Consider the following 16,220-nt stretch of genomic DNA (forward strand, 5'->3'; position numbering starts at 1 on the left):
TGAACTAGATACGCCGCAAAACCACGAGCATTTAACGCGGCTACGCAGCTATATTGATCGCCGCTGGAACGATATTAAGCCGTTCAAAATGCGTGATTTAAAAGTTACCAAGGCAATTGGTAGTTGTGAAAGTAATCACCGTAAGTATACTTATCGCGTTAAAGGCCAAGGCAAATATTGGTCTGAAGCTGGTGCCGAAGGAATGCTTCGAATTCTAACTTGCATCAAGAATGGAGACTTAGAAGAATGGCTCAACAGTGATTTTGAAACGAGCAAACTAATTAGCTTAGACCGTAAGAAATTACAAGCCGCAGCTAGAGATAGTTTGAGAATCCGTCACGAAATCCATACCGGTATTCAACACGGAGCCTTAACAGCAGCAGTAGTTGGTGGCAGCTATTTAAGTAAATTCAATCGGATGTTAAATCACATAAATTATTAAGAAATTAAGGTCAGACTAATGGTTTTTGAGTAACCGCAAAAACTTTGACACTTACCTGTAATAGTCCAGTAATTACAGCTTAACATCAGTAGTGTATAGTTAGTAGTGCAATTTGAAAGTGTTTAAACTGAAAATTGCGTACCAACTCATGGATTTGTTTAAACGTTATTTTTTGGAACGAGTTGGTTACATGGTATAAAAAATTCACAATAAGTAATGAGGTATGAAACTTATTATTTATCGTACTGAGTTTTTATCCAGAAAGGAAAGACCACATATTATGAGAAAAAAGACAAGAATTATTAGTATGGCTGCTGCTGCATTGTTAGCTGTCGCTCCTGTAGCTACAGGTGTGATTCCTGCTGCTGGCAGTGCTGTTGTTAAGGCTGATATTAACAGTAATGTTAGCGTTGAAGTTAAGCCATCAAACACTAATAGTAGTAATACACAAACTAGTAAGCCAGCTGATGGCCCATACTTCTCATTTGGAGGCTATGTATTTGGTAAGCCAGATGCTAACGCCCCAAGTAAGAATGTTGCTAGAACTACTATTTCAATTAAAGTCGGAGATACAGTATCCGATGTTGTAAACCAAATTCAAAAGTTATCTATTGTTTATCACAAGAACAATGTTGATTCTGGTACAGTAAAGTTAATACTTCAGTTCTTAAGCAACGTTTGCAATCAAGCGGCGTAGTATTTGATACTGCAAAGAATAAGACTGATGTAATTAAGAGTTTACCAAATTCAGAATTCAATTTATCACTTACAAGTAATGGTGCAGAAATTCAAATTCCTATTGTATTTTCTGCTTCAACTACTACTCCAGATACTACTAGCAATCCAGTTATTAAGTATACTCTTAACGGTACTACTACAACATTAACTAACGACTCTGTTTTCCAAGTTGCTAAGGGCGCTAATTTTACACCAACTGACTTCTATAACACTAATGGTGAAGAAGTTAAGATTAATGCTCAACAAACTGATAAGATTGCAACTCCTGCCATTTTAAGCGTAACTTCCAATGATGTTAATACTTCAGAAGAAGGACGTTATTACCATGTAACTCTAACTGCTACTGGTTTAACCCAAAAAACTACTAGTGTTACATATACTGTCTTAATCGCTTCAAGTGCAAAGCGACCTATCTATGGTAATGGCCCTATTTCTACTTACAACATCTATGGAATCAATGTCTTCCCAGGTTCAACTACCTTTAAGACAGGTGATGAAGTTTATGTTGCTGATGGTACAAAGACAATTAACAATGTATCATACTCACAAGTTTCAACTAAGTCTAAAGCTGATGCTGCAAAAAGCAATATTTGGGTAAAGACTTCAGACTTAACTAAGCCAGCTACTCCAGCAGGTGATACTAACGTTGCAACTCATGCTGTAATGGTGGATTCAAGAGCTTATGATAAGAATGGTAACTACTTAGGTCACATGTACTATGCCTACAATGACATTCAATATGTTCCAGAAGTAGTAACTATTAACGGTAAGACTTACTACAAGGTAGCTAACAAGAATGAATACGTTCGTGTAACTAACATTACTGGTAACCAACGTACTTTACGTCACAATGCTTACATTTATTGGTCATCATACCGTCGTACTCCAGGTACTGGTAAGATGTACAGAGGTCAAACCGTAACTACTTATGGTCCACAAATGAGATTTAAGAACGGTAAAAAGTACTACAGAATTGAAGGCTGCAGAAACAACAATAAGCGTTACATCAAGGCTGTAAACTTCTATTAAAAAGTAGAATCTAAATAACGAAAAGACGATGCTTCGGCACCGTCTTTTTTTGCCCAAAAAATATTTTATTTTTCAGCTCAAACTCCTATAATGAGAAAACAAAAGAAAAGGGAGTATCTGAAAAATGAAAAAAGTAATTCTACCACGCAAGCGCTGGCAGCAAATCTTTGACCTGCAACTGATCATCGCTGTCTTAGTCGCTGCCATCCAAACCTTTACAGATAATAGCGATCGCATTACCAACCTAATTCAATTAGTAATGCTAATCCTCATCGTGGGCCTCAATTTCTATGTCCAAATCAAACATGATCAACCAGACTCAAGCAATTTTGAACTCGCTCGCTGGATCAATCTGGCTCTGTTCAGCGAATTCTTCTGCTCTATTTGGCTCGAAATCGGAAACTTTCTCTTACTGAATTTCCGCAGCCTCGAAGTACTCTGGGTAATTCTACTCTGGATTGCTTATCTAGTGCTCTTATTGCCACTAGCTGTGCTCTACGCCGGTAATTTGCGCCACTGGTATCTCGCTTTATTTGCTGTGATTTTACTTGACCAACAATACGGTCCCGACGAATCCCTCATGGTAAGCAAACATTTCCGTTTACTTCATTCCGTCACCGCTCAAGGAGTGATCGCCGCTTTTGCACTATTATTCATTGCTTGCTGTCTAAGTTACGCCTGGTTCAACCGCTTCAACCCAAGTTTGAAATTCGTCAAAAGCCCCATTTCCAAAAATCAGTTTTAATCGCCCTGTTAGTCATGGCCTTAATTGATTTGTGCTACAATTCCTTCAACACCTATGACAAGAGCATATCAAGCGTCTTTTTTGCCTATAGCTGTGACATCAAGGCCAGTTCCTTCACCATTCTTAATTTCACCAATGCCTTAGAGCCAGGAATCTTAGAGGAAACCCAACGCTACCTGATGATCGTCGTTTTTCTCTGGGGTTTCAGATATGATCGCAACTACCGTGTACCTTTGGCAGTCTATGCCTCAGGAATTATCTTCGGTTTGTCCCATTTATCCAACTTCGGCTGGAACGGCGAGACAGCCCAAGCCGTCTTTGCCCAAGTCATCGGCGTCATGGGCAGCGGCTTTCTCTGGGCCGTCCTTTACCTCTACACCGGTAAACTCTGGTTACCAATGATGTTCCACTTCTTAATGGATTATCTGATTAATTTGCAAACTGGTTGGAATTCAGCTGGTTGGTCATTTGATGACTGGATGACGGACTACCTCAACTTAATCTTAATTGTTGGCGTACCATTACTGTTCACCGTTTGGATGATGTATGGTAAACGTCGGCAAGCGCTAGAAGAGAATGCGGATCGTTTATTAAACATGCAAAGTTAATTAAATTGCTAAATCAAAAATAGTCATTGCTCATTAGTTTGAACAATGGCTATTTTTCGATATTTTCACTTTTATTTTCTACATAATTCCTAAGGCAATCTTACCAGCCTCACTAATCTTATCTGGCGTCCAGACCGGATACCAAACGTATTCAACATCCACGTTCTTAATTTCTGGAACTTTTTTCAGTTCTGCCTTGATCCGCATCTCTAAGGTGTTAACTAGCGGACAGCCTGGCGTGGTGAGGGTCATGTTGATCAAACAGATCCCATCTTTATCCAGGTCAATGCCGTAGATCAAACCTAAATTAACCACATCAATGCCTAATTCCGGGTCAATTACTTGGGCTAGATGATTAATGATATCATCTTTAATTACTTTTGCTTCACGCATGATTAAGCATCCTTACCAAAAATCTTTGTCTTAATTGCTTGGCCAGTTGGGGTCCCAGCTAAGCCGCCCATTCCAGTTTCTCTTAGAGCAGCAGGCATGCTGTGACCAACTTCTTTTAAGGCAATGATACATTCGTCGGGAGGGATGACGCTGGTGCAGCCAGCTAAGGCCATATCAGCGGCGATTAAGGCATTCCCCGCACCGATGGCGTTTCTCTTAACGCATGGCACTTCTACTAACCCTGCAATTGGATCGCAGACTAAGCCGAGCAGGTTAGAGATAGCGATGGATAAGGCTTGCGCACTTTGTTCAGGACTGCCACCAGCCGCTTCGACTGCAGCGGCGGCGCCCATCCCTGACGCACTGCCAACTTCAGCTTGGCAGCCACCAGTTGCCCCGGCAATTTCCGCATTATTAGCGATCACCATGCCAAAGCCACCAGCCGTGAAGAGAAAGCGAATCATTTGCTCCTCAGTCAAGTCTAAGCGTTTCTTGAGCATGAATAGTACGCCAGGCAAGGTCCCAGATGAGCCAGCTGTTGGGGTCGCACAGATAGTGCCCATGGCCGCATTAACTTCATTAGTGGCAACGGCGTTTTCAACGGCTTGCATCATAATATCGCCTGACAGAGTTTGGTGCTTTTGTCGATAATTCTTGATCTTGATGGCTTCACCACCGGTTAAGCCAGTTTTAGAATAGACGCCATCGCCGCTTTCACCTTTTTCCACCGCTTGCTTCATAGTGGAGAGGTTATATTTCATCTTTTGCCAAATGACTTCTCTTGGTAGGCCAGAAGTTTGGCATTCTTGTTCAATAATTAATTCAGAAAGGGCTTTGTGCTCTTTTTGGGCCGCGGCCACAATTTCTTTAATGTGTTGATACATAATTTTTCTTCTTATAAACAAATAACATTGGGAAACTTGGTTTTAATTTCTTGGATTAATTTATCTTGCAAATAATTCTTCAAGTCATATTCATAAATATAACATGAGTCGTTGTGATAAGCTCGCTTAATATTGTAAGGAGCGTGTTTTTGCAAGAAGAGATCGACCGGAATTTCGTCAGTTAATTCTTGACCATGATTAATGGACAGGATGATAGGCAAGGGACCAGACGGGGTGATGGTGAGGCCATGCAGTTTGAGTTGCCGGATTTCAATCGCGCCTCCGCCAATCGAGCAGCCGGAGAGCTGAATCTTTTTCTCACCGTCAGACATGTCCAAGATCGCTGTATTCGGGTGGTCGATGGGACTTGGACCGTCTTCTTCAACGAAGCGGATATCCACGCCTTGCTTGCGGGCAATTTCTGGGGCGTCAGGCACGCGTGGATCATCAGTCTTGAAACCTAAGATGCCAGCTGCAATCGCGTAGTCAGTTCCGTGGCCACGGTGGGTCTTAGCGAAGGAATCGTAATAGTGGACGGTCACCTTCTTGGGGATGCCACCGAATAATTTATTACCTTCTTGGCCGATTGCCACGGCGCCAGCTGTGTGTGAGCTGGAAGGTCCGATCATTACGGGGCCGATAATATCAAAGACGCTGCGATAAATTCCTGTCATTTTTGTTCATCCTTATCCTTTTGGTTAGTTCTATTCTAAAATTTTTCCGTAAAAAGTAAAAAAGAAAATTCTTTTGATAAAAAGGTTTATAATGATGAGGACACTTTAGTGATGTTTAAGGAGGAAAATTCATCTATGAAAAAGAACATCAAAATCGTTAGTTTAGCTGCAGCAGCTTTGCTTGCTGTGTCACCAGTTGTGGCTTCAGCTGTGCCAGTTAATGCAGCAGCAAGTGCTAAGACTACAGCTAACAGTAAATCAACTAAAAAGACTGAAAAGAAGGAAGCTGTTAAGCCAGTAAATTCTGAAAACGTTGAAGGTACACCATACTTTGTTGAAGGTAACAACCGCGTAACTTCAGGTTCAGTTTCACTTAAAGCTAACACTGTTTCTGCAATTGTTGATGCAATTACTAAGAAGTACAGCATTACTACTGATGGTAAGAATACTGTTGCTTGGAACACTCAAGCTTTGACTATTGCAATCACTGGTGCTCTTAACTCACAAGCAGGTATTTCTGTAAACGCTAATGGTTCATTTAACATGCCAGCTAACTCATTCACTGTTAATGCAGTTTTGAACTACGGCAAGAACTTGAGCCAATCAATTACTATGCCTGTTAATGTAACTCCTTATGACGCTCCAGCTGATTATAGTGCAAACCCAGTAATTTCTTACAATGGTAAGAAGTTCGATCACACTCAAAACATTACTTTAGCTGATAACGCATCATTTAATTACGTTAAGGTTAACGGTACTGTAGACACTGCTGCTATTCAAAAAGCTTTCACTGCTCAAGTTTCAGCTTCAGATAAGAATGCCATTGCTGTGACTGTGGACACTTCAAAGGTTAACACCGCAGTTGCTGGTCAATACCCTGTAACTGTGACTGCTATTAACCCAGCAGGCAAGGGCGTAACTTTAACCTTCAACTTAACTGTTGGTGAAAAGGGCGCAACTTACAAGACTGTTAACACCCAAGCCGTTGTTTACTCAATTAACGGTAACACTGTTTCTCAAACTACTAACATCATTAACGTTGGTACTTCAATTGCTACCTTCGGTAACCCAGTAGTTGTTAACAACGTTTCATACACTCGCATCAACGGTGCTAGTGCTAACCAATTTGTCTTAACTAGCGTCTTTGACAAGGTTGCTACTGACAACAACACTAACAAGGATGAAAATTCTAAGCCAGAAGTTGCTACTAAGAAGATTACTTTGCTTCACGCAGCAGCTGCTTACACTAAGGACGGTAAGCGTGCAGGTCATACTTACAAGCTTTACAAGCGCGTAACTATTGAAGACCAAGCAGTTACTATCAACGGTGCTAAGTGCTACAAGATCGCTAACAGCGACAACTACATCAAGGCTTCTAACGTTGACGGCAAGAAGCGGACTTTGAAGCGTCGTTCATACATCTACAAGTCTTCAAAGCGTCGTGCTAACAAGAAGGTCTTGAAGAAGGGCAAGAAGGTAAGAACTTACGGCGGCTCAGTTAAATTCAAGAACGGTAAACGTTACTACAGAATTGGCAAGGGTCAATATGTAAGAACTGTTAACTTTAGATAGAAGAAGTGTGAGGAAACTTCTCGAGTAAAACCGAGATAGTGTAGAACATGAATTAAAGCACATAGCGCTTAATTCATGTTCGTAACTATAGTCGGTTTTACTGTTTCCGAACACGACAATTCTGTAATGGAGATTGCAGAAAACATTGATGATAATTAATTAGAAGAGAGCAGAAGCAATTTTCTGCTCTTTTTTAATTTTTTTGCTTTTTTCCCTTGCATTTTTCCTAGAACTTCGTTATCATAATAAACGTGCTGTTACGGAGGAGTAGCGAAGTGGCTAAACGCGGCGGTCTGTAAAACCGCTCTCCCTGAGTTCGGCGGTTCGAATCCACCCTCCTCCATTGCTGAGTTTTCTCAGCTGGTACATTGAACAACAAGTAAAAGTTCAATCGAATGGGTTATAGCCAAGTGGTAAGGCAATGGTTTTTGGTACCATCATGCGCTGGTTCGAATCCAGCTAACCCAATTGTTCTAATTATTTGAACACCCAACCCGATAAAAAGTTCTATGGATTTTCCGTAGAACTTTTTGTTTTGCTTAAAAATATTATTCTAATCTTTTTAGTTGCGTTTATCGTATTTTTTAATATACTTATATTTAGTAAGTAAGGAGGATGAATAATTTTGAGAAAACGAGAAAAGTTTTTAGCTGGACTTGTCTTAGTAGGAGCAGCCTTTTTAGCAGCTTGCTCTAACAACTCTTCAACTTCTTCAAGTAATAAGCAAGTCATGAACACAGCTACTTCAAATGAAATTTCTACTTTAGACTCAAGCAAATATGGTGATACTACCAGTTCAGAAGTTTTACAGAACTCCATGGAAGGTTTGTACCGCTTTGATAAAAAGAATCAACCCCAACTAGCTGGAGCCAGCAAAGTAACCCGTTCTAAAGATCAAAAAGTTTACACTTACACTTTGCGTAAGGATGCGAAATGGTCGAATGGTGATCCTGTAGTTGCACAAGACTACGTGACTGGTTGGAGACGGACGGTTGATCCTAAGAATTCCTCTTTAGACAGTGATTCTTACTCAATCATTAAGAATGGGACGAAGATTACTCAAGGTAAAGCTCCTGTATCTTCATTAGGGATTAAAGCTCTTGGTAAGTACAAGCTCCAAGTTACTTTAGCTAACCCAATCCCATACTTGCCACAAATTCTTGAAGGAGCACAATTCTATCCTCAAGATACTAAGGTGGGTAAGAAGCTTGGTAGTAAATACGGTACTAGTGCTGATAATTTAGTTTATAACGGGCCGTTTACTGTTAATGGTTGGACCGGTTCTAACTTGAAATGGACTTTAAAGAAGAATCCCAAATATTGGAATAAAAAGTCAGTCAAAATCAAGCGTGTGAATATTCAAGTAATCCAAACCACCAATACCGGGGTTAACTTGTTTAGAAGTAACAGCTTAGATTATGTGCCTTTGTCTTCAGATTTCGTCAAGGAATATGAACACAACAAGGATTACCATACTAAAGTTACGCCAACTAATGGCTACATCACTTTCAACTTGAAGCGAAAAGCTACTGGCAACGTTCACTTGCGGCGCGCCATTAGTTTAGCCATTAACCGCAAGCAGTTAGTTGATACAATTTTACATGCTGGTAAGCCGGCCACCGGTCAAGTTGCTGCTGACTTTATTACTGATGCTTCAACTAAGAAGGATTACCGTGAGGCGGCCGGGAAGATGGTTAGTTATAACGTCAAGGATGCCCGCGCTGAATGGAAACAAGCTCAAAAAGAACTTGGTAAGAAGAAAATGACCTTGGAATTGTTAACTTCTGATATCGATGATTCCAAACGTGTCGGAGAATTCATTCAAAGTAACTTGATGAAGAACTTACCTGGTTTAACTATTCGGGTCCGGTCAATTCCGCTGAAGTCACGCTTGAGTAACACCACTCAGCACAACTACGACTTTGTCTTCGGTACTTGGCAACCAAGTTATGAAGATCCACTTGATTTCTTAACGGTGGGTGGATTGTTTAATTTACAGCAAGATTATCACAACGCTAACTTCTGGAAGCAAATTAACTTAGCTCAAACTTCTTATGCAACTGAGCCTACTAAGCGACTGAATGCTTTAATTAAGGCAGAACAACAGTTGGTAACTAAGGACGCTTTTGTGGCACCGCTTTACCAAGCAGGAGCTTCCTACTTACTGAAACCACAAATTAAAGGCTTCCAATTATCACCTTATGGAAATGTTGCATACTATTGGAATGTTACAATTAAATAGCAGTAAAATAGCTAAAGAGTGTTCTTTGGCTATTTTTTAATGAAGGAATGAAGATTGGCTATTGGTTTAGCTAAAGAAAACAGATATAGATTAATTTAACTTAAAGGGGAAAATAATTTAATGGCGAGAATAATTAGAGTCGGCGCTGGCGGTAGTGAAATCGGCTGGCACGAAGCTTTAAAGGATCTGCAAGCTGATGATGTCATTCTGCTTGAGCCAGGCTATTATGAATTGCCGCAAGGATTAAAATTAACTGATGTGACCGTCAAGGGAATGGGAGCTAGTCCAGAAGATACTACAATTCTGGGCTATCTTACTGTCTCTGAAGATAGCCACTTTGTTAATTTGGAGAATCTATGCATTAATACCAATACTGATCACAATAGTTTGTTTGTACCAACAGAAACAGATGGCTATTTAAGTTTGCGAAATTGCTCAATTAAAGGTGCAGGAACGGATACGGCTGCGATTGCTGCTAACGGAAAGGTGACGCTTGAATTATATTCAACGCAAGTAACTAATGGGTCCGTTTCGATGTTTGCCAACGCCGATTTTCGCTTGGAAATGAATGATAGTGTCATTGATTATCCTTCAGAAGAATATTGCGCCTTAGCTTTAGAAGGCAAGGGGACCGCAATTATCAATAATTCACACATTCACGGGTCAACTAATACTTTTACCAAGACCAATGCGGAAGTTGATATTAATAATTCCAGTTTGGACTACATGATTTTACATGGGCAAACCTGGCTTAATATGCTTAACAGTACGGTGAAGTCCTTTGATGATGCCGCTTTATATATTAGTGATGACTGCTGGGTGAATATTGTAAATTCACGCTTTAACGGCGGAATTTATTTTGATCAAAAAGCCCGTGCCATTCTGCAGAACTGCACTTTAGATCGCTTAATTGCGATTAACGAGGCCCGGATTACCATGACTGGTTGCCAAGTGCTTAGTCATGCGGATTTCCAAGACCAAGTTGAAGCGGATGCTACGCGGGTGAGCTTCAATGGCAATGGGGACTACGAGTATTTCCTCGCCTTGAACGGGAAAGCTCACTTAGCTGGCCATAACTTGATTTTGAATGCAAATGGCTCAGAATTGGCCATTAAGGATAATGCCAAGTTTAACAGTAATGTGTTAGCTTCAGATCAGACCAGTCTAGAAATTGAATGTCAAAAGCCGAAAAATGTTCATGTCTATGGCCTTAATTGGACCGCTAAAAGAAAATAATACATGAAATTTGGTCACCAAGTGTGATGAAATCTAGACCAATTTAGCTTATAATAAAGATAAGACACTTTGAGGGGGCTAAGCGCATGGAAGAACCAATGTATATCAAAATCCATAATCAAATTAAGCGTGATATTGAAAATCATGTTTATCGCGTGGGCGATCGGATTCCAGCTGAACGACAATTAGCCGTTAAGTTTGGCGTGTCACGGATGACTTTGCGCCAGGCAATTAAGACTTTGGAAGATGAAGGCATCCTAGAGCGCCGTCTTGGTAGTGGGACTTATGTAGCTAACCAAAAGGTGCAGGAAAAGATGTCGGGGATTATGTCCTTTACTGAGATTACTAAAGCTAATGGTCAAGTCCCTTCAAGTAAGCTAATTTCTTATCAAATTGGGCGGCCATCCTTATCAGAAAAAGAACGGCTGCATTTAAAGCAAGACGTCGATGTTTTGCGGATGGAACGAATTCGTTATGCGGATAAGACCCCAATTTGTCACGAAGTGGTGACGATTCCTTATCACTTAATTGAAGATATTTCCAAAGAAGATATTTCAACGCACTTGTATGATGCTTTGGAAAAGAATAGTTCTCACATTGGCCGGGTAACAGAATACATTTCTGCCGCTAATGCCAGTGAAAACGATGCGCGTTTATTGCATGCCAAGAAGGGTGAAGCCTTAATTACGAGACGGCAAGTCACCGAATTTTCAGATGGGGTCCCGTTTGAATACACCCGTGCGCGGTATGTCGCTGAAAGATTTGAATTTACTTTTTCTAAGTAAAAAATGAGAAGTGGTCAGAAACTTCTTGAGAATATGCCGAGATAGTGTATAAAAAATCCAAGTTAGCTTAATTGCCAACTTGGATTTTTTGCTATTTCAAATCTTCTTTAATTTTGGTGGTTGAAATTCCTGGGGTGCGCGGCAGGTATACTACCTTACAATAGGGCTTCAAGAAGTCGAATTTTCCTTCCCAATCGCTACCCATGACAAAGGTATCAATGTCATATTTTTTGATATCGTCAATCTTTTGATCCCAATCTTTTTCAGGGATGACTTCGTCGACGTAGCGAATCGCTTCCAGAATATATTTACGCTCAGGGTAAGTGTTATAAGCTTCCTTGTGCTTTTTATATTCATTAAATTCATCCGTTGATAAGCCCACAATTAAGTAGTCGCCCAATTCCTTGGCTCTTTTTAATAAGCGAACATGACCATAATGAAGCAGGTCAAAGGTGCCATAAGTAATAACTTTTTTCATAATTTACTCCTAAAATTTAACGCTTCAATCATACCATAAGTTAAGAAAAGGGAAAACTTGCCCCAAGATAGCAGGCTTTTGATAAAATAAAGGAAAAGACGCTAATTGATCGAGGTATAAAGATGGATAAAGTGAACGTTTTAGGAGTTAATTTTGATAATAAAACATTTAATCAATTTCAAAATGAGTTTATTAGTCGGTTAAACGATCATGAATCGACTTTTATCGTCACGGCAAATCCAGAAATTGTAATGGCGGCCAATGAAAATCCCCGCTACTTGAAAGTATTGCAAGAAGATGCAGATTATATTACCGCTGACGGCATTGGCATTGTGAAAGCAGCTAAGATGCTCAAGACGCCCCTACCTGAACGGGTGACTGGCTATGATCTGTTCTTGTGGCTCATGAAGATTGCTAATGAGCGCGGGTTACGGGTGTACTTAATTGGGGCTAAACCAAGTGTCATTCACGCCGTGCAAGCTAAAGTGGCTAAAGAGTATAGCAATGTCAACTTAGTAGGGGCTGAAGATGGCTACTTTACTGAAGATCTAGATTTAGTTGCGCGCCGGATTCAAAGAACGCAGCCTGATCTTGTCTTTGCCGCCTTAGGCTTTCCTAAGCAAGAATATCTCTTGTCAATTTTGCGTCAGAACGCAATGCCAGCGCTGATGATGGGTGTTGGTGGCAGCTTTGACGTCTTCAGCGGGCAAGTAAAAAGAGCGCCTGAAGCCTTTCAAAAGACGCATTTGGAGTGGTTTTACCGCTTAGTCACCAATCCTACCCGCTTCAAGCGGATGATGGTGTTACCAAGATTTGTCGCAAAAGTTCACCAAGCAAAGAGAGGAAATAATTAATTAAGCAATGAAAGTTTTGCATATTAATGCTGGTTTAGAAAACGGCGGCGGTTTGTCGCATATTATCAACTTGTTAACTGAGGCTAAATTAAGTGGGCAAGATTTCGAATTATTAACTCTAGCAGAAGGCCCTGTTGATAAAGCTGCTAGAGAAGCGGGCATTACCACTTACTGCTTAGGCGCTCAAAGTCGGTATGATTTGGCTAGTTTAAAGAAATTAACGGCCTTTATTAATGAACACCACTATGATTTAGTACATACGCATGGAGCCAGAGCTAATTTATTTCTGTCTTTAATTCATCACAAATTGCAGGCCAAATGGTGTATTACTGTGCATTCAGATCCTTATTTGGACTTTGCTGGACGGGGCTTTTTAGGGAAAATTTTTACCAAATTAAATTTACGTGCCTTAAAGAAAGCGGACTGCGTTTTTGCCGTGACGCAACGCTTTGCCAAGTTAATCACTGACCAAGTTGGGGTTAAGCCTGAACGGGTCCATGTCATTTACAACGGGATTTTCTTCCATGATGACAGTGAGATTCCGGCTAAGTATGAGCACATGTACTTCAATATTGTTAACGTGGCCCGGACCGAAAAAATTAAGGGACAAGAATTATTATTGAAGGCTCTTAAGAAAATTGATGACTCGCATATCCGCTTGTATATTGCTGGTGATGGTAGTCAATTAGAGCCGCTCAAGGCCTTAGCTCGCCAGTTTGATCTTAGTCCGCAAGTTACTTTTCACGGCTTTATGACCCAAAAACAATTAAAGAATTTGTACCGGCGGATGAATTTAGCGGTTTTGACTTCTTATTCAGAGAGTTTCCCATTGGTTTTACTTGAAGCTAGTGATAACCAGATTCCAATCTTGTCAACTGATGTTGGGGATATTCACATGATGATTCCGGATGACCAACATGGTTTTATCGCTAAGACTGGGGATGTTGACTCAATTGCTAGCCAATTAAAGAAGGCGATTGCTATGCCAACAGCCGAGTTAGAAGCAATGGGCGTTAGAGAGAAGAAATATGTTGCTAGTCACTTCTCAATTAAGAATCAATTGACAGAAATCTTGAAAGTGTATCGCAATTTGCTCAAATAAGAGTAGAATCATTGTCGAAAGGGTTCGGGATCGTTATAATAAAGAACAAATTGTTATGCAAGATTTGAGAGGAAACAATGTTTTATCAACAAATAGATAAAGATGATTCTTTGGCTTTACATACAGATTTATACGAAATTAATATGATGTACACTTACTTCAAGAAGGGGATTGCTGACCGCAATGCCGTTTTTGAAGCTTTTTATCGTACGGAGCCTTTTGGCAACGGTTATGCCGTTTATGCCGGCTTAGAGCACATCATTCAATATTTACAGAATTTGAAATTTAAAGAAAGTGACTTGCAATACCTAAAGGAAACGCAAGATTATGATGACGACTTTATCGATTATTTGCGCAACTTCAAGTTAAAGCTCAATATCCGTTCTATGAAGGAAGGGGAATTGGTTTTTGCTAATGAACCAATTTTGCAAGTTGAAGGTCCACTTGCCCAAGCTCAATTAGTAGAAACGACCATTTTGAACATCATCAACTTCCAAACCTTACTGGCTACTAAAGCAGCCAGAATTAAGTTAGCTGTACAAGATGATGGCTTGATGGAATTTGGTTCTCGTCGGGCCCAAGAAACGGACGCGGCCATCTGGGGTGCTAGAGCAGCTTATATTGGTGGTTTTGACTCAACTAGTAATGTCCGGGCTGGTAAGTTATTTGGAATTCCAATTTCTGGTACCCACGCCCATGCCTTAGTTGAAGCCTTTGGTAGTGAATATGATGCCTTCAAGGCTTATGCGGAAACCCACAAGAACTGTGTTTTCTTAGTTGATACTTACGACACGGTCCGTAGCGGGGTACCAAACGCTATCAAAGTTGCTAACGAAATGGGTGACAAGATTAATTTCTTAGGGGTAAGAATTGATTCCGGAGACATGGCCTATATTTCTAAGCAAGTTCGTAAAGAACTTGATGATGCTGGTTATCCTGATGCGAAAATTTTTGCTTCAAATGACTTGGATGAATACACCATCACTAACTTGAAGATGCAAGGCGCTAAGATTGATGTCTGGGGTATCGGAACCAAGTACATCACCGCTTATGATCAACCAGCCTTAGGTGCGGTTTACAAGTTAGTGGCCATTGAAGATGAAGTTCATGCCATGCGGGACACTTTGAAGATTTCTTCTAACGCCATTAAGGTGTCAACCCCAGGGAAGAAGCAAGTTTGGCGGATTAGCGCTAATACCGCTAAGAAGAACGAAGGCGACTGGGTATCACGTGACACAGAAGACCCACGTAAGTTTGACGCCTTGTTCATGTTCCACCCACAATACACTTACATCAACAAGGTGGTAACAGACTACACTGCTATTCCATTACTGCATGATATTTTCAAGGATGGCGAGTTAGTTTACAAGCAACCAAGTTTAGATGAGATTAAAAAGTTTGTGGCTAACAACCTTGATGGGTTATGGGATGAATACAAGCGCAGCTTGAACCCACAAGAATATCCAGTTGATTTGTCCCAAGATTTGTACGAAAGCAAAATGAATTTAATTCAAGACATTCGTCGCAAGATTAGAGAAAGAAGCATTGGTCGATGAGAGAATTACAAAAGAAAATTATTGCTTATGAACATGTTTTACCTGAAATTGATCCTAAAAAAGAAATCAGACGTTCAATTGATTTCTTAAAGGATTACTTGAAGGCTAATCCCTTCCTCAAGTCCTACGTCTTAGGGATTTCTGGTGGTCAAGACTCTACTTTAACTGGTAAGCTTTGCCAAATGGCTATTGAAGAAATGCGTGAAGAAACTGGTGATGATTCTTACCAATTCATCGCCGTGCGTTTGCCATATGGTGTACAAGCGGATGCAAGTGATGCCGCTGATGCAGTCGCTTTCCAAAAGCCTGATCAAGATTTGATCGTTAACATTAAAGAACCCGTTGATGCCATGGTGAAAGTCGTTGAAGCTACTGGGCAAAAGATCACCGACTTTAACAAAGGTAACATTAAGGCCCGCCAAAGAATGGTCGTGCAATATGCCATTGCTGGAGCTAACCAAGGTGCAGTAGTGGGAACTGACCATGCAGCTGAAAACTTTAGCGGCTTTTACACTAAGTTTGGTGATGGTGCAGCTGACTTGACCCCATTATTCCGTTTAGACAAGCGGCAAGGTAAGATGCTCTTGAAGGAACTTGGCTGTCCAGCTCACCTTTATGAAAAGGCTCCAACAGCTGATCTTGAAGAAGAAAAGCCAGACTTACCTGACGAAGTGGCTTTAGGTGTTACTTACCAAGAAATTGATGACTACCTTGAAGGTAAGGATGTTAGTGACAAGGCAGCAGAACAAATCGAAAAATTGTGGAAGAAGAGTGAACACAAGCGTCATTTGCCAGTCACTGTCTTTGATGACTTTTACAAGAAATAATCATTCGCTAAAACTTGTTAAACGCTGCAAACTTTCTTATAATAAACTTGTCATA

16 protein-coding genes, 2 tRNA genes and 1 pseudogene are annotated in these 16,220 nt (G+C 40.5%); 15 read left to right on the forward strand and 4 right to left on the reverse strand.

All coding sequences use genetic code 11. The annotated features are described in order from the left end of the window. The 5 genes and pseudogenes from EJK17_RS06925 to EJK17_RS11815 all read left to right on the forward strand — a co-directional run. A pseudogene (locus tag EJK17_RS06925) lies at nucleotides 1-442 on the forward strand (UPF0236 family protein); the annotation flags it as partial. A 280-nt stretch (nucleotides 443-722) separates the two neighbouring features. Continuing rightward, nucleotides 723-1,139, forward strand: coding sequence for a hypothetical protein (locus EJK17_RS12140; RefSeq protein WP_369823568.1), 417 nt, complete (start codon nucleotides 723-725; stop codon nucleotides 1,137-1,139). After that, on the forward strand, nucleotides 1,121-2,209 hold the full coding sequence (locus EJK17_RS06930; protein WP_369823567.1) for an SLAP domain-containing protein: 1,089 nt from the start codon (nucleotides 1,121-1,123) through the stop codon (nucleotides 2,207-2,209). Before EJK17_RS12140 ends, EJK17_RS06930 begins: the two co-directional genes overlap by 19 nt. A gap of 124 nt (nucleotides 2,210-2,333) precedes the next feature. Further along, nucleotides 2,334-2,954 (forward strand): hypothetical protein, encoded by a 621-nt coding sequence (locus EJK17_RS11810; protein ID WP_236629288.1) that lies wholly within the window; start codon nucleotides 2,334-2,336, stop codon nucleotides 2,952-2,954. A 14-nt stretch (nucleotides 2,955-2,968) separates the two neighbouring features. Next, on the forward strand, nucleotides 2,969-3,562 hold the full coding sequence (locus tag EJK17_RS11815; RefSeq protein ID WP_236629287.1) for a CPBP family intramembrane glutamic endopeptidase: 594 nt from the start codon (nucleotides 2,969-2,971) through the stop codon (nucleotides 3,560-3,562). 78 nt (nucleotides 3,563-3,640) lie between these two features. On the opposite strand, the gene EJK17_RS06940 is transcribed toward EJK17_RS11815, so the two are convergent. Genes EJK17_RS06940 through EJK17_RS06950 form a run of 3 tightly spaced genes read right to left on the reverse strand, consistent with a single transcriptional unit; the run spans nucleotide 3,641 to nucleotide 5,513 of the window. After that, complete coding sequence (locus tag EJK17_RS06940; RefSeq protein WP_103660756.1) at nucleotides 3,641-3,955, reverse strand: metal-sulfur cluster assembly factor; 315 nt, start codon at nucleotides 3,953-3,955, stop codon at nucleotides 3,641-3,643. Between the two features lie 2 nt (nucleotides 3,956-3,957). After that, the gene (gene sdaAA / locus EJK17_RS06945; protein WP_103660755.1) at nucleotides 3,958-4,839 is read right to left on the reverse strand and encodes an L-serine ammonia-lyase, iron-sulfur-dependent, subunit alpha; all 882 of its coding nucleotides are present in this window, start codon (nucleotides 4,837-4,839) and stop codon (nucleotides 3,958-3,960) included. Between the two features lie 11 nt (nucleotides 4,840-4,850). Further along, nucleotides 4,851-5,513, reverse strand: a complete 663-nt coding sequence (locus tag EJK17_RS06950; protein ID WP_103660754.1) for a serine dehydratase beta chain — start codon at nucleotides 5,511-5,513, stop codon at nucleotides 4,851-4,853. 135 nt (nucleotides 5,514-5,648) lie between these two features. Here EJK17_RS06950 and EJK17_RS06955 point away from each other — a divergent pair, with 135 nt between their 5' ends. The 6 genes from EJK17_RS06955 to EJK17_RS06980 all read left to right on the forward strand — a co-directional run bounded on the left by EJK17_RS06955 (nucleotide 5,649) and on the right by EJK17_RS06980 (nucleotide 11,348). Continuing rightward, a complete protein-coding gene (locus EJK17_RS06955) occupies nucleotides 5,649-7,085 on the forward strand; it encodes an SLAP domain-containing protein (RefSeq protein ID WP_161494891.1) in 1,437 nt (478 codons plus the stop codon). 261 nt (nucleotides 7,086-7,346) lie between these two features. Then, nucleotides 7,347-7,428 (forward strand) — tRNA-Tyr (locus EJK17_RS06960). Nucleotides 7,429-7,481: 53 nt separating this feature from the next. Next, nucleotides 7,482-7,553: transfer RNA gene (locus EJK17_RS06965), tRNA-Gln, on the forward strand. 262 nt (nucleotides 7,554-7,815) lie between these two features. Then, on the forward strand, nucleotides 7,816-9,327 hold the full coding sequence (locus EJK17_RS06970; protein WP_236629291.1) for a peptide ABC transporter substrate-binding protein: 1,512 nt from the start codon (nucleotides 7,816-7,818) through the stop codon (nucleotides 9,325-9,327). Nucleotides 9,328-9,447: 120 nt separating this feature from the next. After that, the gene (locus tag EJK17_RS06975) at nucleotides 9,448-10,563 is read left to right on the forward strand and encodes a hypothetical protein (RefSeq protein WP_103660751.1); all 1,116 of its coding nucleotides are present in this window, start codon (nucleotides 9,448-9,450) and stop codon (nucleotides 10,561-10,563) included. An 86-nt stretch (nucleotides 10,564-10,649) separates the two neighbouring features. Continuing rightward, nucleotides 10,650-11,348 (forward strand): GntR family transcriptional regulator, encoded by a 699-nt coding sequence (locus tag EJK17_RS06980; RefSeq protein WP_103660750.1) that lies wholly within the window; start codon nucleotides 10,650-10,652, stop codon nucleotides 11,346-11,348. Between the two features lie 91 nt (nucleotides 11,349-11,439). Here EJK17_RS06980 and tagD read toward each other — a convergent pair whose 3' ends face one another. Next, nucleotides 11,440-11,826, reverse strand: coding sequence for a glycerol-3-phosphate cytidylyltransferase (gene tagD / locus EJK17_RS06985; protein WP_103660749.1), 387 nt, complete (start codon nucleotides 11,824-11,826; stop codon nucleotides 11,440-11,442). Nucleotides 11,827-11,948: 122 nt separating this feature from the next. Between tagD and EJK17_RS06990 the strand changes: the two genes are divergently transcribed. The 4 genes from EJK17_RS06990 (at nucleotide 11,949) to nadE (ending at nucleotide 16,165) form a co-directional block, all read left to right on the forward strand. After that, complete coding sequence (locus EJK17_RS06990; RefSeq protein ID WP_103660748.1) at nucleotides 11,949-12,680, forward strand: WecB/TagA/CpsF family glycosyltransferase; 732 nt, start codon at nucleotides 11,949-11,951, stop codon at nucleotides 12,678-12,680. A gap of 7 nt (nucleotides 12,681-12,687) precedes the next feature. After that, nucleotides 12,688-13,782, forward strand: a complete 1,095-nt coding sequence (locus tag EJK17_RS06995; protein ID WP_103660747.1) for a glycosyltransferase — start codon at nucleotides 12,688-12,690, stop codon at nucleotides 13,780-13,782. Between the two features lie 77 nt (nucleotides 13,783-13,859). Beyond that, nucleotides 13,860-15,338 carry a nicotinate phosphoribosyltransferase gene (locus EJK17_RS07000; protein ID WP_103660746.1) on the forward strand — a complete coding sequence of 493 codons (1,479 nt, stop codon included), beginning with the start codon at nucleotides 13,860-13,862 and terminating at the stop codon, nucleotides 15,336-15,338. Beyond that, entirely contained in the window at nucleotides 15,335-16,165 is an 831-nt protein-coding gene (gene nadE, locus EJK17_RS07005) for an ammonia-dependent NAD(+) synthetase (RefSeq protein WP_103660745.1), read from the forward strand. Before EJK17_RS07000 ends, nadE begins: the two co-directional genes overlap by 4 nt. The last annotated feature ends 55 nt before the right edge of the window (nucleotides 16,166-16,220 follow it).

The organism is Lactobacillus xujianguonis (assembly GCF_004009905.1).
Lineage (GTDB): Bacteria > Bacillota > Bacilli > Lactobacillales > Lactobacillaceae > Lactobacillus > Lactobacillus xujianguonis.

Excerpts from the sequence above, each read along its gene's own strand:
- EJK17_RS12140 (WP_369823568.1), top strand. The coding sequence starts at position 723 with ATGAGAAAAAAGACAAGAATTATTAGTATGGCTGCTGCTGCATTGTTA.
- EJK17_RS11810 (WP_236629288.1), top strand. The coding sequence starts at position 2,334 with ATGAAAAAAGTAATTCTACCACGCAAGCGCTGGCAGCAAATCTTTGAC.
- EJK17_RS11815 (WP_236629287.1), top strand. The coding sequence starts at position 2,969 with ATGGCCTTAATTGATTTGTGCTACAATTCCTTCAACACCTATGACAAG.
- EJK17_RS06940 (WP_103660756.1), bottom strand. The coding sequence starts at position 3,955 with ATGCGTGAAGCAAAAGTAATTAAAGATGATATCATTAATCATCTAGCC.
- sdaAA (WP_103660755.1), bottom strand. The coding sequence starts at position 4,839 with ATGTATCAACACATTAAAGAAATTGTGGCCGCGGCCCAAAAAGAGCAC.
- EJK17_RS06950 (WP_103660754.1), bottom strand. The coding sequence starts at position 5,513 with ATGACAGGAATTTATCGCAGCGTCTTTGATATTATCGGCCCCGTAATG.
- EJK17_RS06955 (WP_161494891.1), top strand. The coding sequence starts at position 5,649 with ATGAAAAAGAACATCAAAATCGTTAGTTTAGCTGCAGCAGCTTTGCTT.
- EJK17_RS06970 (WP_236629291.1), top strand. The coding sequence starts at position 7,816 with ATGAACACAGCTACTTCAAATGAAATTTCTACTTTAGACTCAAGCAAA.
- EJK17_RS06975 (WP_103660751.1), top strand. The coding sequence starts at position 9,448 with ATGGCGAGAATAATTAGAGTCGGCGCTGGCGGTAGTGAAATCGGCTGG.
- EJK17_RS06980 (WP_103660750.1), top strand. The coding sequence starts at position 10,650 with ATGGAAGAACCAATGTATATCAAAATCCATAATCAAATTAAGCGTGAT.
- tagD (WP_103660749.1), bottom strand. The coding sequence starts at position 11,826 with ATGAAAAAAGTTATTACTTATGGCACCTTTGACCTGCTTCATTATGGT.
- EJK17_RS06990 (WP_103660748.1), top strand. The coding sequence starts at position 11,949 with ATGGATAAAGTGAACGTTTTAGGAGTTAATTTTGATAATAAAACATTT.
- EJK17_RS06995 (WP_103660747.1), top strand. The coding sequence starts at position 12,688 with ATGAAAGTTTTGCATATTAATGCTGGTTTAGAAAACGGCGGCGGTTTG.
- EJK17_RS07000 (WP_103660746.1), top strand. The coding sequence starts at position 13,860 with ATGTTTTATCAACAAATAGATAAAGATGATTCTTTGGCTTTACATACA.
- nadE (WP_103660745.1), top strand. The coding sequence starts at position 15,335 with ATGAGAGAATTACAAAAGAAAATTATTGCTTATGAACATGTTTTACCT.